Genomic DNA, 14,515 nt, shown 5'->3' on the forward strand with positions numbered 1-14,515 from the left:
ATGGCCGCTAATCTACCGGGGTCGCCTTTCGGTATCTGTATGGATCCGTCTGAAAATCCGGAGACAAGTCTCGCACCTGCCGGTATATAGGATGGTGTAACCCGGCGCTTGTGATAGCCGCACCGTATTCAAGCCGCAGCCGGATCGTCCGAAGGCATTGATGGCGCGGGCGCAAAAGAAAAGGGCCATGCGCAGGCATGGCCCTATTCGTATCCGGCGTAGTCTCAGCTGACGTCGCCGAGCCGCGCCAGCGGCGGGTTGGCGGTGAAGTAGCGCTGGATGCCGGTCAGCATGGCCTGCGCCAGTTTCTCCTGGTGCGCCGAGGTCTTGAGCAGCGCCTCTTCCTGCGGGTTGCTGATGAAGGCGGTTTCCACCAGCACCGACGGGATGTCCGGCGCCTTCAGCACGGCAAAGCCGGCCTGTTCGACGCTGTTCTTGTGCAGCCGGTTGATCTTCTTGATCTCGTCCAGGAAGGCATTGCCGACCTTGAGCGAGTCGTTGATCTGCGCGGTGGTGGACAGGTCCAGCAGCACCTTGGCCACCTGACGGTCGTGGCTGCCCAGGTTGACGCCGCCGATCAGGTCGGCCGCGTTTTCCTTGTCGGCCATCCAGCGTGCCTGGGCGCTGCTGGCGCCGCGCTGCGACAGCGCGAACACCGACGAGCCGTTGGCCGACGGCTTGATCCAGGCGTCGGCGTGGATCGACACGAACAGGTCGGCGTGCACCCGGCGCGCCTTCTGCACGCGCACATGCAGCGGCACGAAGAAGTCGTCGTCGCGCGTCAGGTAGGCGCGCATGTAGGGTTGGGCGTCGATCAGCGCCTTCAGGCGCCGCGCGATGCGCAGCACCACGTCTTTTTCACGCAGGCCGCTGCCGCCGATGGCGCCGGGGTCCTCGCCGCCGTGGCCGGGATCCAGCGCGATGGTCAGCATGCGTTGCTTGCCACGGCCGGCGGAGGCGGGCGGCGACTTCGGCACCGGCAGCGGCGCGGCGGGCTGCTGGCCGCGCACGCGCGGCGGTTCAGGCGGGTCGGCGCGAGTGGCCGGGTTGCGCTGGATGTCTTCGAGGATGCGCGCCAGCGGATCGTCGGCGTCGGGACCGGTCTTGTTGAGGATGGCGACCAGCGGATCCTGCGCGATCTTGGGATACAGGTCCAGCACCAAACGGTACTGGTAGTCGGCCACCGGCTTGAGCGTGAATACCTGCGGCGCCACGGCCTGCTTCAGGTCGAACACCAGCCGTACCACGTTGGGACGGTTCTGCGCCACGCGCAGGCTCTGGATGTAGGGATCGTCGGGGCGGACCTTGGACACCAGGTCGTTGAGCGCCGCGCTCAGGGTCAGTCCCTCGATATCCACCACCAGGCGGTGCGGATTTTCCAGGGTGAACTGTTCGGCCTTGAGCTCGCTGTCCAGTTCCAGCGTGACGCGGGTGTATTCGTCGGCCGGCCAGGTGCGCACGGCCAGGATGGTGGCGGCCTGCGCCAGCCGCGGCACCACCGGCAGGACGAGCAGGGTGGCGGCGACGCTGATCAGGCGACGTCGGGTGGCGCCTGCCGCTGGGAGGGCGCCGTGTCGGGCGGGGGGACAATCGCGTTCAACCATGTTTGTCCTCGAGCGGTGTGCGCGGTCAGCGTGACATCGCGTCCTTGGCCGGCGTATGCCAGGGAAATCTGCAGGTCGGGAGGGGGCAAAAGGCCCTCGGCCCGTTCCGGCCATTCAATCAAAACGACCGCATCCTCACGCAGCAAATCCCGGAATCCGGCGTCCAACCATTCGCGCGAATCACTAAATCTATAAAAATCAAGGTGATAGAAGTATAAGTTAGAAACTTTATAGGATTCAAGCAGCGCGTAGCTCGGACTCTTGATTCGGCCTGTGATGCCGCATTCCCGCAACAATGCCCTGGAGAAGGCCGTTTTTCCTGCCCCCAGGTCCCCTTGAAGGTGGATACATGCGCCTGCCAGCCCGGTTTCACGACCCGAGACAAGAGGCGCGAGCTGGCGTGCCAGCGCTTCCGTGGCGGCTTCATCGGGCAGGTGCAGGGTCAGGCTGCTGAGGGGAGCGGACATGGCGCGGGTCGGGGGCGAGTGGTAAAAGGTCTGGATGGGAACACGGATCGAACGCAATTATAGGAATTCGGGTTTCTGCTAATCTTATAAGTGATTGCTATTCTCAAATAAGTCCGGCCAGGCGGAATCCGCCGGCCGCGACGGACGCCGCCACGGAGCAGTAAGCGCCATGAAGACCCGCATCGAAAAAGACACCTTTGGCCCCATCGAAGTCCCGGAGGATCATCTCTGGGGCGCGCAGACGCAGCGTTCGCTGCATTTTTTCGCGATCTCCACCGAAAAGATGCCCGAGCCGCTGGTCATCGCGATGGCGCGCCTGAAGCGTGCGGCCGCCAAGGTCAACGCCGACCTGGGTGAGCTCGATCCCAAGATCGCCGATGGCATCATCCGCGCCGCCGATGAAGTCATCGCCGGCAAGTGGCCCAACGAATTCCCGCTGTCCGTGTGGCAGACCGGCTCGGGCACGCAGAGCAACATGAACATGAACGAGGTGCTGGCCAACCGCGCCTCCGAATTGCTGGGCGGCGTGCGCGGCGAAGAACGCAAGGTGCACCCCAACGACCACGTCAACCGCGGCCAGTCGTCCAACGATACCTTCCCCACCGCCATGCACGTGGCTGCCGCCGTGCAGGTCGAGCACCACCTGCTGCCGGCCCTGAAGACCCTGCGCGCCACCTTCGCCGCCAAGAGCGCCGAGTTCTACGATATCGTCAAGATCGGCCGCACCCACTTGCAGGACGCGACCCCGCTGACGCTGGGCCAGGAACTGTCCGGCTACGTCGCCCAGCTCGACCTGGCCGAACAGCAGATCCGCGCCACGCTGCCGGGCCTGCACCAGCTGGCCATCGGCGGCACCGCCGTCGGCACCGGCCTGAACGCCCATCCGCAATTTTCCGCCAAGGTCTCGGCCGAACTGGCCCACGCCACCGAAACCGCCTTCGTCTCCGCGCCCAACAAGTTCCAGGCCCTGGCCTCGCACGAAGCCCTGCTGTTCGCCCACGGCGCCCTCAAGTCGCTCGCCGCCGGCCTCATGAAGATCGCCAACGACGTGCGCTGGCTGTCCAGCGGCCCGCGTTCCGGCCTGGGTGAAATCAGCATCCCCGAAAACGAACCCGGCAGCTCCATCATGCCGGGCAAGGTCAACCCGACCCAGTGCGAAGCCATCACCATGCTGGCCGCCCAGGTCATGGGCAACGACGTCGCCATCAACATCGGCGGCGCCAGCGGCAACTTCGAGCTGAACGTCTACAAGCCCCTGGTGATCCACAACTTCCTGCAGTCGGTGCGCCTGCTGACCGACGGCATGGCCAGCTTCGACCAGCACTGCGCCGCCGGCATCCAGCCCAACCGCGAGCGCATCGCCGAACTGGTCGACCGCTCGCTGATGCTGGTCACCGCCCTGAACCCGCACATCGGCTACGACAAGGCCGCCCAGATCGCCAAGAAGGCGCACAAGGAAGGCCTGTCGCTGAAGGAATCGGCCCTGGCCCTGGGCTACGTCACCGAAGCCCAGTTCGCCGAATGGGTCGTGCCCGGCAGCATGACCAACGCCGGCAAGTAACGCTGCCGTCGCCAAACACGAAGCCGCCCAGTAGGGCGGCTTTTTTTTCAGGTCCAGCAGCGCAACATGCTTCAAAACCCGCCGCGACAGGCGACCTACGAAGAAAAACAAACCCGTGCAATACCCGCGGACAGAAACCTCGCTAAGCGTTCCCCGTCAACAGTAACCACCCCGGAATCGTCAAGGCAGAAAACAACGTCCCCAGGGAAATGAGCACCGCCACCATCCTCCCATCGCCCCCCATCCGCATCGCCAACACATAAGCCGCCGAAGCCGTGGGCAACGCCGCGAACAGCAGCAGCATGCGCGCCTCCAGCGGCGCCAGCCCCAGCAACCTGGCCACGCCGAGCGCCACCAGCGGCAATGCCACCAGCTTCACCGCCAGCATCCACGCGATCAACCCGCCATAGCCCTTGCCGCCTTCCCACGCCAGGCTGGCGCCCACGCACAGGATCCCCAACGCGATCGCCGCCGCGCCCAGGCGGGCCAGCACCGTGTCCACCGGCCCCGGCAGGTGCAGTCCCGCGAGGTTGCACGCCAACCCCGCCAGCGTCGACACCACCAGCGGATTGCGCGCCAGCTCGCGCAGCAGATTGCCGCCGTTGTGGCGCGCCAGGCCGTACACCGCCGCCACGTTCGCCATCGGCACGGCGAAACCGATGATCAGCGCCATCACCGTCTGGCCCTGCGCGCCGCCCAGGCTGGCGGATAAAGCCAGTCCGATATAGGTGTTGAAGCGGAAGCCGCATTGCGCCGATGACGCCAGCCCCAGCGACGTGGGCCTGAGCGCCAGCCCCGCCAGCCACGACAAGGCCACCCCCGAGACGATCACCGCCGCCGTCGCCTGCAACAGTATTGCGGCGTTGCCGGCGCTGATCGGCGTGCGCAGGATGGATTGGAACAACAGGGCGGGGAACAGCACGAAGTACACCAGGCGCTCGGTGCCGGCGAAAAACTCGCGCGAGAAATTGAGTTTGTGGCGCAGCGCCCAACCCAGCGCGACCAGCATGAAATCAGGGAAAACGAGCAGTGCAACCGACATGGATAAGCTATTTTTTCTGGCGCGGGCGCGGGGGATCGGCTCGCTATGCGACTGTAAGCATTTGCTGCTATTCTCCGTCATTCTGGCGGGCGCGTGTGCCACAAGCAACCCATAACAGCACGGCTTTCAGCCCTGCACAACAAGCGATGCCCCGCCAACGCTAACTGCTGACTCGTCCACAGACGAGTGCGCCACAAGACGGTCCGTTCACACCCGGGCTCGCATATTCGGAGGAAACACACCAATGATTAAAGTTCGCTCCCTGGCCATCGCCATCGCGCTGGCTGCCGGCACGGTCGGCGCCTCGGTTGCCCATGCCGCCGACAAGTATCCCGACAAGCCGATCCGCGTCATCGTCCCGTTCGCGCCCGGCGGCTCCACCGACATCATCGCGCGCCTGGTGACGCAGCGCATGAGCCAGGAACTGGGCCAGCCCATGGTCGTCGAGAACAAGGGCGGCGCCGGCGGGGCCATCGGCGCGGCCGAAGCCGCGCGCGCCGCGCCGGACGGCTACACGCTGTCGATCGCCACGGTCTCGACCATGGCCGTCAACCCTGCGTGCCGCCCCAACGACCTGCCCTACGATCCGATCAAGGACTTCCAGCCGGTCACCAACTTCGCCAACACCGCCAACGTGGTCGCCGTGAATCCGAAGTTCCCGGCCAAGGACTTCAAGGGCTTCGTCGAGGAACTGAAGAAGAACCCGGGCAAGTACTCGTACGGCAGCTCGGGCACTTGCGGCGTGCTGCACCTGATGGGCGAATCGTTCAAGATGGCCACCGGCACCGACATCGTGCACGTGCCCTACAAGGGCTCGGGCCCGGCCGTGGCCGACGCCGTCGGCGGCCAGATCGAAATCATCTTCGACAACCTGCCGTCCTCGATGCCGCAGATCCAGGCGGGCAAGTTGAACGCCATGGCGATCGCCTGGCCGGAAGACATCGCTTCGCTCAAGGGCGTGCCGAACTTCAAGCAAGCCGGCTTCCCCGTGCTGAACCAGCCGGTCTGGTACGGCCTGCTGGCGCCCAAGGGCACCCCGATGGAAGTCGTGAACAAGCTGCGCGACGCCGCCGTCGTGGCCCTGAAGGACCCCAAGGTCATCAAGGCGCTGGACGACCAGGGCTCGGCGCCCTCGGGCAACACGCCGGAAGAGTTCGCCAAGGAAATCAAGGAACAGTACGACTGGGCGAAGGACGTCGTGAAGAAGCAGAACATCAAGCTGGATTGATGGCCTGACGGCGCGGGCTCCGGCCCGCCGCCGGCCTGGCAGAGAAGGCGCCCCGCGGGGCGCTTTTTTTTCTTTGCGCGCGGGGCCCGCGCCCAAGGGGCGTCAGCGTTCCAGCGCCGCCTGGCTTGCGTCGCAGGCCGCGCGCAACCGGTCGATCAGGTCTCGATGCACGGCCGTCAGCGGATCCTGGCTGCGCGTCAACACGCTGATCGGCACGCCCAGCGTGGGCGACAGCCGCCGCAGGCGCATGTCGGGTCGCAGCATGGCCTGGGCCGTGATGGCGTCGACGATGGCGTCGCCGGCCCCGGCCTGCGCCAGCGCGCAGGCGACGTAGTGGGTCTGCACCCGGATCGCGGCGTGCGGGTCCACGCCCTGCGCGTCCAGCGCCATTTGGAGCAGGGCGCCGGCGGCGTCGCTGGCGTCCAGCAGGATCAGGTTGTCGCCTGCGACGTCGGCGAGCGCAAGCGGGCCGCCGGCGGGGCCGCGGCCCAGGTGCACCAGTTCGGTCTGGCCCAGTTCGGTGCGCGTCAGGCCGGGCGTCTCGCTGGTGTCGAAGGTCACCGCCAAGTCCAGCTCGCGCGTCAGCATGCCGCGCACCAGCTCGCTGCTGTGGTAGGTGTGGATATCGAAGGTCAGGCCGGGCTGCGCCTCGCGGCTGTCGCGCACCACGCCGGGCAGCAGGCCCAGGCCCAGCGCCGGCGCGCAGCCCAGCCGCAGGTGCGCGTGGGGCCGATCGCGCAGGCTGGCGGCCAGCCTGCGCACGCTGTCCAGGTCCTGGTTCAGGCGCGCCACTTCGGGCGTGAGGATGTCGGCTTCGCGCGTGGCCACCAGACGGCCCTTGACGCGCTCGAACAGCTTGAAGCCCAGTTGCGACTCGGCGCTGGCCAGCAGCTTGCTGGCGGCCGGCTGGGTGATGTGCAGCGCCGCCGCGGCCTGGGTCAGGGAGCCGGTGCGGCGGATCGCTTCGAAGATCTCGATGTGGCGCAGGCGCATGATGCGAAGGGTGGGTCGGCGCAATCCCGCATTCTACGGCGCGACGGGGCACTGCGACAGCGGCGCGGGTCTTGTCTATCATGGACGTCCATGCCGGCCATCCGGCGCCATCCTGGAGCCCTTTCCATGCGCGTGTGCCGTTCCACCGCCGCTCTTTTGCTCGCCGCCGCGCTGGCCGCGGCGCCGTCCGCCTGGGCCCGTTCGCCGGTGGCCGCCGACGACCTGAATCCCGAGGCCGCCACCGGCAGCCAGGCCCGCAAGCTGGTGCGCGCTCCGCATTTCATGATGGTCGCGGCCAACCCCCTGGCCACCGCCGCCGGCGACGAGATGCTGCGGCGCGGCGGCAGCGTGGTGGATGCCGCCATCGCCACTCAGCTGGTGCTCAATCTGGTCGAACCGCAATCGTCGGGCATCGGCGGCGGCGCCTTCATGGTGGTGTATTCGGCCAAGGATCGCGCCATCGTGACCTACGATAGCCGCGAGACGGCGCCCGCCGCGGCGCGTCCCGACCGCTTCCTGGATGCCGACGGCAAGCCGCTGCCGTTCGCGCAGGCGGTCAACAACGGCATGGCGGTGGGCGTCCCGGGCCTGCTGCGCGGCCTGGAAATGGCGCACCAGCGCCAGGGAAAGCTGCCGTGGGCCGACCTGTTCCAGCCCGCGATCCGGCTGGCCGAGCAGGGTTTCGCCGTGTCGCCGCGCTTGCACAAGCTGCTGGCGGGCAACAAGGAATTGCCGCGCCAGCCGGCCGCCGCGGCCTATTTCTACGCGCCCGATGGTAGCGCCTGGCCCGTCGGCCACGTGCTGAAGAATCCCGCCTTCGCGGCCACGCTGCGGGCCGTGGCGCAGGGCGGCGCGGACGCTTTCTACCAGGGCGATATCGCCCGCGACATCGTGGCCGCGGTGCATGCGCATCCCAAGCCGGGCGACCTGACGCTGGCCGACCTGGCGGGCTACCAGGCGCGCCAGCGTGAACCGGTGTGCGGCGCCTATCGCGGCTACGAGCTGTGCGGCATGGGGCCGCCCAGCAGCGGCCCGATCGCGGTGCTGCAGATGCTGGGCGAACTGGAGCAATATCCGATCGGCGATTTCGCGCCTGGCAGCGTCGAAGCGGTGCATTATTTCGCCGAGGCCGGCCGGCTGGCGTTTGCCGACCGCGACTTCTACGTGGCCGACCCGGATTTCGTCCGCGTGCGGGTGCGCGCGATGCTGGATCCGGCGTACTTGCGCGCGCGCGGCGCGCTGATCCGGCCCGACCGCAGCATGAAGGTGGCGCTGCCCGGCGACCCCGAAGGCAAGCTGCTGTCGCTGGGCCGCGACAACGCCCTGGAGCAACCTTCGACCAGCCATCTGGTGGCGGTGGACGCCGACGGCAATGCGCTGTCGATGACCACCACCATCGAGAACGAATTCGGCAGCAAGATCTTCGTGCGCGGCTTCCTGCTGAACAACGAGATGACGGACTTTTCGTCCTCGTTCAAGGATCCCGAAGGGCGGCTGGTGGCCAATCGCGTCGAACCTGGCAAGCGCCCGCGCAGCGCGATGGCGCCGATGATCGTGCTACGCGACGGCAAGCCCTACCTGCTGGTGGGATCCCCGGGCGGCAGCGCCATCATCAACTACGTCGCCAAGACCATCGTGGCGGTGCTCGACTGGAAGCTCGACATCCAGGCCGCCGCGGCCTTGCCGAACCTGGGCAGCCGCAACAAGGAGACCGAACTGGAAAAGGGCACCGCGCTGGAGGCGCTGGCGCCGGCCCTGGAGCGCATGGGGCATCCGGTCAAGGTCACCGATTTCCCCAGCGGCATCCATGGCATCGTGATCGACGCCGACGGCCTGCAGGGCGGGGTCGATCCGCGCCGCGAGGGTTTGGCGCAAGGCGGCTGAGGAGGATTCCCGGCGCGCCATCCGCCGTTCCCGCATGGGCCGGGGCAGGCCCCGCGCCAGGCAGGGCCTGGCGCGCCTTCCTATTCCAGCGCCGACGGATCCAGCCGCATCTTTTCCTCGCGGCTGCGTGCCAGGTAGGTGACGCCCCACATCACCACGCCCAGCAGCAGCAGCCAGCCGGCCACCTGGTACTGGATCACGTCGCGGCCGGTCAGCGGCGTCACCAGGAACAGGCAGGCGGCCGCGCCCAGCCACGGCACGATGCGGTTGATGCGGAAATGCTCGTGCTTGACCTGGTCGCGGCGCAGCACCAGCACCGCCACGTTGACGAAGGCGAACACGCCCAGCAGCAGCAGGGCGGTGGTGCCGCCCAGCGCGCGAATGGCCTCGGAGTCGGCCAGCGCCACCAGGATGATCAGGCCGAACGCCAGCGCGGTGGTGAACAGGATGGCGGTCCACGGCGTCTGGTTACGGCGATGCACGTGGGCCAGGAAGGCCGGCAGCACGCCCTGGCGCGACATGCCGTACAGCAGGCGGCTGGCCATCATCATGTTGATGAGCGCCGAGTTGGCGACGGCGAACATAGAGATCACCGGCATGATGTATTCCACTGGCAGGCCGGGCGCGGCGCGCTTGACCACCAGCACCAGCGGCGTGCTGCTGCCGGCCAGTTCGCCCACCGGCACCAGCGCCACCGCGCAGATCGACACCAGCACGTAGATCACCGCCGTCAGCCCCAGGCCGGTCAGCATCACCTTGGGAAAGATGCGGCTGGGGTTGTGGGTTTCCTCGGCCATGTTGACGGAGTCCTCGAAGCCGACCATGGCAAAGAAAGCCAACGCGGTGGCCGAGGTGACGGCCAGGAACACGCTCTTGTCTTCCGGCGTATCGAAGGCGATGACGCGCGAGAAGTCGGCCTGGCCTTCCGACATGGCGTAAAAGCCCAGCAGGATCACCATCAGCAGGCCGGACAGTTCGATCAGCGTCAGCACCACGTTGGCGCGCACGCTTTCGGACGCGCCGCGCAGGTTCACCAGCATCACCAGCGCCATGAATCCCAGCGCGCCCATGGTGATCCAGGTCTTGCTGGCCTCGATGCCGAAGGCGGCGAACAGATTGGCCGCGAAGGCCTGCGACGCGGTCGCGGCCGACGTCAGGCCCGAGCACATCACCGTGAAGCAGACGATAAAGGTCAGGAAGTGCAGGCCGAACGCCTTGTGCACGTAGAGCGCGGCGCCCGCCGCTTTCGGATACTTGGTCACCAGTTCCAGGTAGGACAGCGCGGTCAGCAGCGCCACGCCGAAGGCCACCAGGAACGGCAGCCAGGCCGCGCCGCCGACTTCCTTGGCGACCTGTCCGGTCAGGGCGTAGACCCCGGTGCCCAGGATGTCGCCGACGATGAAGAGCAGCAGCAGCTTGGGGCCCATCACCCGCTTGAGCGCGGCGTTCTGTTGCGGATCGCCGCTGGGGGCGTTCGTAGCCATAGTCTTTCTCCTTGTTCTCGTTCGATGGGGAGTCGCGCCAGGGCAACGTCGAGGGAGCGGGCATGCAGCGCGGGTATCGCCGCGCATCGCTCCCTCGGTGCCCGCCATGAAGGGCGGGCCGGTGTGATGGGAAAAGTCTAAATCGGCCGGGAGGCGGGCAATGCAACAGTCATGCAACGAATTGTCTGTGCATGCAAGACATGCAAGCGGGTGTAGGGAATGGCGGCAATCGCCGGCGCGGCTCCTGGTTAGGCAGGCATGAAAAGGCCCGCGCAAGGCGGGCAGGGCGGCGCATGGAGCGAGCGCTGATGCCGCGGCCGCTATGGCTGGGGCGGCTCCAGATCGGGCGGCAGGCGGCGCAGCGTGGCGGGCGTGCGCGACAGTTTGATGGGCGAGCCGACGCCGCGATAGTCGCCCTGTTCCAGCACCATGCCGCGATGGCGCGTGTGCGGATGCGCCAGCGCCTGGTCCACCGTCTGCACGGCCGCGGCCGGCACGCCGGCGCGCAGCAGGCGGTCGGCCAGGGCCGCCGCCTCGTGATGCGCGAGCAGGGCGGAGAGGTCGTCGCGCAGGGCCTGGCGATGCGCCAGCCGGTCGGCGTTGGCGGCATAGCGCGGGTCCGCGGCCAGCGCTGGCGCTTCCAGCACTTGCGCCAGCTGCGCGAACTGGCGGTTGTTGCCGACCGCCAGGAAGATCGGGCCGCTGGCGGTGGGCAGGGTCTCGTAGGGCGCGATGTTGGGATGCGCGTTGCCGCTGCGGCCCGGCGTCTTGCCGCTGTAGAAGTAATTGGGCGCGTGCGGATGCAGCAGCGACAGCGCGCAGTCGTACAGCGTGATGTCGAGGAACTGGCCCAGCCCGCTGCGCGCGCGCTCGTTCAGCGCCAGCAGGATCGCCACCGCCGCGTTCAGGCCCGTCACCATGTCCACCACCGGCAGGCCGACGCGGGTGGCGTCGCCGTCGGCTTCGCCGTTCACGCTCATCAGCCCGCACATGGCCTGCGCGCAGGCGTCATAGCCGGGCAGGCCGCCCAGCGGGCCGTCGGCGCCGAAGCCGCTGACGCGGCAGTGGATCAGTTTCGGGAAGCGTTCTTTCAAGGTGTCGTAGCCCAGCCCCCACTTCTCCAGCGTGCCGGGCTTGAAGTTCTCGACCAGCACGTCGGCATCGGCCAGCAGGTGGCGCAGCAGCTCCTGGCCGGCCGCCTGCGACAGGTCCAGCGTCATGCCGCGCTTGTTGCGGTTGACGCCGACGAAGTACGACGCGGTATCGCCCAGGAACGGCGGACCCCAGCCGCGCGTTTCGTCGCCGCCCGGCGGTTCGATCTTGAGCACGTCGGCGCCGTGGTCGGCCAGGATCTGGGTGCAGTAAGGACCGCCCAGCACGCGCGACAGGTCGATCACTTTGCAGCCGGCCAGGGCGCCGGCGTCGGGGAGCTTGGGAGCCATGAAGCCTCTGCGGTCAGTCGATGGAAACGTTGGCGCTCTTGATGAGCGTGCGCCACTTGGGCACTTCGGTCGTGATGAAGCGGGACAGCCCCTGCGGCGTCTGGTCCTGGGCGCGCACGATGCCCTGGTTGCGCAGGGTCTGTTCGATCGCGGGATCGGAAAGCGCGGCCTGGAATGCCTGGTTCAGCCTGGCCACGGTCTCGGCCGGCGTGGCCTTGGGCGCGACGATGCCGAAGAACACGCTGACGTCGTAGCCGGACAGCCCTTGTTCGGACAGCGTCGGCAGGTCGGGCAGGGCCTCGGAGCGCTGCGCGCTGGCCAGGCCGATGGCGCGCAGCTTGCCGGCCTTGATGTACGGCAGCGCCGTCAGGATGTCGGTGAACGACATCGACACCTGGCCGCCCAGCAGGTCGTTGAGCGCCGGCCCGGTGCCCTTGTAGGGAATGTGCATGATGCGCGTGCCGGCCATCTGGTTGAACAGGATGCCGGCCAGGTGCGACGACGCGCCGTTGCCGGACGAGGCGTAGCTGAGCTTGTCCGGGTTCTTTTTGGCGTAGGCGATCAGTTCCTGCGCGTTGGTGGCCGGCACCGAGGGGTTCACTACCAGGATGTTGGGCAGGTGGCCGATGCGGATGATGGGGGCGAAGCTGGTCTCGGGGTTGTAGCCCTGGTTCTTGTACAGGCTGACGTTGATGGCCAGCGGCCCGGAGGTGCCGAACAGGATGGTGTAGCCGTCCGGCTTGGCCGTGGCCACGTATTCGGAGCCGATGTTGCCGCCGGCGCCGGCGCGGTTCTCGACGATGACGGTCTGGCCCAGCGGCTGCTTGAGCTTTTCGGCCAGGCGGCGCGCCAGGGCGTCGGTCGGGCCGCCGGGCGGGAACGGCACCACCAGCGTGACCGGCCGCGACGGATAGGCGTCGGCGGCCAGCGCGGCGGGCGCGGCGGCGATGGCGGCGACCGCCAGCAGCAAAGGGGTGAACAGGCGTTTCATGGTTGTCTCCAGTGGTGGACGCGCCGGCTGTGCCGCCGGCGTCGTGGTGCGCCAGGCTACAGCGCGTGTTGCAGGATGCCGCGGCAGGCGGCGCTTTCGTCGGCGGGAATCGCGTACGGGTCGCGCGGGGCCAGGCGATGTTGCAGCACCTGGTCGGCCAGCAGGGCGCGGCTGGCCAGGCCGTCGCCGGCGGCTTCCCAGCGCAGCGCCGCCATCGATACCGCGTGGTACAGCAGCGAGGCGGCCTGCCGCGCCAGTTCGGCGTGGTCGCCCTGCGCGGCATGTTCGGCCAGCGCATAGGTCCGTTCCAGCGCGTCGGCCTGGGTGGCGGCGAGCGCCGGCGGGCAGGGCAGGCCTTCGGCCAGCAACTGGTCGACATGCCGGCGCAGCGCGGGCAGCGAGCCCTCTTTCCTGATGGCGCGCAGCACGTCCAGCGCCACGATGTTGCTGGTGCCTTCCCAGATCGAGCCCAGGTGCGCGTCGCGCACCAGGCGCGGCTCGGTCCATTCCTCGATGTAGCCGCAGCCGCCGCGCACTTCCATGGCGTCGCCGGTGACCTTGCGCGCATCGCGGCAGGCGCGGAACTTGATCAGCGGCGTCAGGATGCGCGCCAGCGCCGGATCGCCCCGGCCCTGGTCGGCGTCGGCCAGGGCGCGGGCGGTCTGGAACATGACGCTGCGGGCTTGTTCGGCCCATACCGTCATCTTCACCAGCTGGCGCTGCATCAGCGGCATGTCGATCAGGCGCTTGCCGAACGCGCGGCGGTGTTGCGAGACGTAGGTGGCCTCGGTGACGGCGCGGCGCATCAGGCCGGCCGCCCGCATGCCGTTGGACAGGCGCGAGTTGTTGATCATGTCGGCCATGTGCTTGAAGCCCTTGCCGCGCTCGCCCACCAGCCACGCCACCGCGCCTTCCAGGCGGATTTCGCCGCTGGCCATGGAACGGGTGCCGAGCTTGTCCTTCAGGCGCAGGATGCGGTAGTGGTTGTGCGTGCCGTCGGCCAGGTCGCGCGGCAGCAGGAACAGCGACACGCCCTTCAGGCCGGGCTCGCTTTCGCTGCGCGCCAGCACCATGGCGAAGCCGGCGTCGGGGTTGGAGCAGAACCACTTGTCGCCGTGGATGCGCCAGCTGCCGTCGTCCTGGCGCGTGGCCGTGACCTCGGTGGCGCTGACGTCCGAGCCGGCGCCCTGTTCGGTCATGAACATGGCGCCCTGGCGCAGGGCATCGAAATCCTGGCTGGTGACCTGCGGCAGCACCCGTTCGACCAGCGCCGGGTCGCCGAACTTGCGCAGCGTGCGCGCCAGCGAGTCGGTCATGCTGACCGGGCAGCACAGGCCGAATTCAGCCTGTACGAACAGGTGGCTGAGCGCGTACTTGGCGGCGGCGGGCATCGGCTCGGGCCAGCCCAGCACGCCGCCGCGATGCGACAGCGCCGCCAGGCCGAATTCGCTGTAGGCCAGGCGTTCCAGCTCGACATAGGCGGGATGCTTGTCGATGCGTGACTCGTCGGCGCCGGCGCGGCTGCGCACCGACAGGGTGGGCGGATGCTTGTCGGCGGTGGCCGCCAGTTCGTCCATCACGCCGCCCGCCAGTTCGCCCAGGCGGTCCAGGTGCGGCAGCAGGTGCGCGTGCAGCGCCGCGGGCAGATAGCGCCGGGCCAGGGGCGCGGCGTACGGATCGGCGCGGAACAGGTTCAGGCCGCGCGCGTCCGGGACGGGCGTGGCGGTGGCGCGGGTGGGGGCGACGGGGGGCTGGGCGGGGGTATCCATGGCGGCATCCTGCGCAAAAGGGGAGTTTCCGGCATGGTGCGATGATGGAT

At 68.2% G+C, this 14,515-nt stretch carries 11 protein-coding genes; 3 read left to right on the forward strand and 8 right to left on the reverse strand.

Annotated elements, in window-relative coordinates; translation table 11 throughout:
- Positions 1 to 224: 224 nt before the first annotated feature.
- Positions 225 to 1,604, reverse strand: coding sequence for an N-acetylmuramoyl-L-alanine amidase (locus ACUTAG_RS19390; protein ID WP_020925054.1), 1,380 nt, complete (start codon positions 1,602 to 1,604; stop codon positions 225 to 227).
- Positions 1,532 to 2,071: a tRNA (adenosine(37)-N6)-threonylcarbamoyltransferase complex ATPase subunit type 1 TsaE gene (gene tsaE, locus ACUTAG_RS19395; RefSeq protein ID WP_026384412.1), complete on the reverse strand. Its 540-nt coding sequence runs from the start codon at positions 2,069 to 2,071 to the stop codon at positions 1,532 to 1,534. The genes ACUTAG_RS19390 and tsaE overlap by 73 nt, the downstream gene beginning before the upstream one ends.
- 169 nt (positions 2,072 to 2,240) lie before the next feature.
- Between tsaE and fumC the strand changes: the two genes are divergently transcribed.
- On the forward strand, positions 2,241 to 3,632 hold the full coding sequence (gene fumC / locus ACUTAG_RS19400; RefSeq protein WP_006388898.1) for a class II fumarate hydratase: 1,392 nt from the start codon (positions 2,241 to 2,243) through the stop codon (positions 3,630 to 3,632).
- A gap of 142 nt (positions 3,633 to 3,774) precedes the next feature.
- Here the strand turns inward: fumC and ACUTAG_RS19405 are convergent, their stop codons facing one another.
- Positions 3,775 to 4,674, reverse strand: a complete 900-nt coding sequence (locus ACUTAG_RS19405) for an AEC family transporter (RefSeq protein ID WP_372587115.1) — start codon at positions 4,672 to 4,674, stop codon at positions 3,775 to 3,777.
- 244 nt (positions 4,675 to 4,918) lie between these two features.
- Here ACUTAG_RS19405 and ACUTAG_RS19410 point away from each other — a divergent pair, with 244 nt between their 5' ends.
- Entirely contained in the window at positions 4,919 to 5,902 is a 984-nt protein-coding gene (locus ACUTAG_RS19410) for a tripartite tricarboxylate transporter substrate binding protein BugE (RefSeq protein WP_006388900.1), read from the forward strand.
- Between the two features lie 102 nt (positions 5,903 to 6,004).
- Here ACUTAG_RS19410 and ACUTAG_RS19415 read toward each other — a convergent pair whose 3' ends face one another.
- Complete coding sequence (locus ACUTAG_RS19415) at positions 6,005 to 6,895, reverse strand: LysR family transcriptional regulator (protein ID WP_020925051.1); 891 nt, start codon at positions 6,893 to 6,895, stop codon at positions 6,005 to 6,007.
- Between the two features lie 126 nt (positions 6,896 to 7,021).
- Between ACUTAG_RS19415 and ggt the strand changes: the two genes are divergently transcribed.
- Entirely contained in the window at positions 7,022 to 8,779 is a 1,758-nt protein-coding gene (gene ggt, locus ACUTAG_RS19420) for a gamma-glutamyltransferase (protein WP_446650279.1), read from the forward strand.
- A gap of 80 nt (positions 8,780 to 8,859) precedes the next feature.
- Here ggt and ACUTAG_RS19425 read toward each other — a convergent pair whose 3' ends face one another.
- The 4 genes from ACUTAG_RS19425 to ACUTAG_RS19440 form a co-directional block, all read right to left on the reverse strand.
- Complete coding sequence (locus tag ACUTAG_RS19425; RefSeq protein ID WP_047992591.1) at positions 8,860 to 10,263, reverse strand: APC family permease; 1,404 nt, start codon at positions 10,261 to 10,263, stop codon at positions 8,860 to 8,862.
- 320 nt (positions 10,264 to 10,583) lie between these two features.
- Entirely contained in the window at positions 10,584 to 11,705 is a 1,122-nt protein-coding gene (locus ACUTAG_RS19430) for a CaiB/BaiF CoA transferase family protein (RefSeq protein WP_054496842.1), read from the reverse strand.
- Between the two features lie 13 nt (positions 11,706 to 11,718).
- Positions 11,719 to 12,696, reverse strand: coding sequence for a Bug family tripartite tricarboxylate transporter substrate binding protein (locus ACUTAG_RS19435; protein WP_054473632.1), 978 nt, complete (start codon positions 12,694 to 12,696; stop codon positions 11,719 to 11,721).
- 56 nt (positions 12,697 to 12,752) lie between these two features.
- On the reverse strand, positions 12,753 to 14,465 hold the full coding sequence (locus ACUTAG_RS19440) for an acyl-CoA dehydrogenase family protein (protein ID WP_173000790.1): 1,713 nt from the start codon (positions 14,463 to 14,465) through the stop codon (positions 12,753 to 12,755).
- Positions 14,466 to 14,515: the final 50 nt, after the last annotated feature.

Source organism: Achromobacter sp. CSND-B12, from assembly GCF_052906545.1.

Excerpts from the sequence above, each read along its gene's own strand:
- ACUTAG_RS19390 (WP_020925054.1), bottom strand. The coding sequence starts at position 1,604 with ATGGTTGAACGCGATTGTCCCCCCGCCCGACACGGCGCCCTCCCAGCG.
- tsaE (WP_026384412.1), bottom strand. The coding sequence starts at position 2,071 with ATGTCCGCTCCCCTCAGCAGCCTGACCCTGCACCTGCCCGATGAAGCC.
- fumC (WP_006388898.1), top strand. The coding sequence starts at position 2,241 with ATGAAGACCCGCATCGAAAAAGACACCTTTGGCCCCATCGAAGTCCCG.
- ACUTAG_RS19405 (WP_372587115.1), bottom strand. The coding sequence starts at position 4,674 with ATGTCGGTTGCACTGCTCGTTTTCCCTGATTTCATGCTGGTCGCGCTG.
- ACUTAG_RS19410 (WP_006388900.1), top strand. The coding sequence starts at position 4,919 with ATGATTAAAGTTCGCTCCCTGGCCATCGCCATCGCGCTGGCTGCCGGC.
- ACUTAG_RS19415 (WP_020925051.1), bottom strand. The coding sequence starts at position 6,895 with ATGCGCCTGCGCCACATCGAGATCTTCGAAGCGATCCGCCGCACCGGC.
- ggt (WP_446650279.1), top strand. The coding sequence starts at position 7,022 with ATGCGCGTGTGCCGTTCCACCGCCGCTCTTTTGCTCGCCGCCGCGCTG.
- ACUTAG_RS19425 (WP_047992591.1), bottom strand. The coding sequence starts at position 10,263 with ATGGCTACGAACGCCCCCAGCGGCGATCCGCAACAGAACGCCGCGCTC.
- ACUTAG_RS19430 (WP_054496842.1), bottom strand. The coding sequence starts at position 11,705 with ATGGCTCCCAAGCTCCCCGACGCCGGCGCCCTGGCCGGCTGCAAAGTG.
- ACUTAG_RS19435 (WP_054473632.1), bottom strand. The coding sequence starts at position 12,696 with ATGAAACGCCTGTTCACCCCTTTGCTGCTGGCGGTCGCCGCCATCGCC.
- ACUTAG_RS19440 (WP_173000790.1), bottom strand. The coding sequence starts at position 14,465 with ATGGATACCCCCGCCCAGCCCCCCGTCGCCCCCACCCGCGCCACCGCC.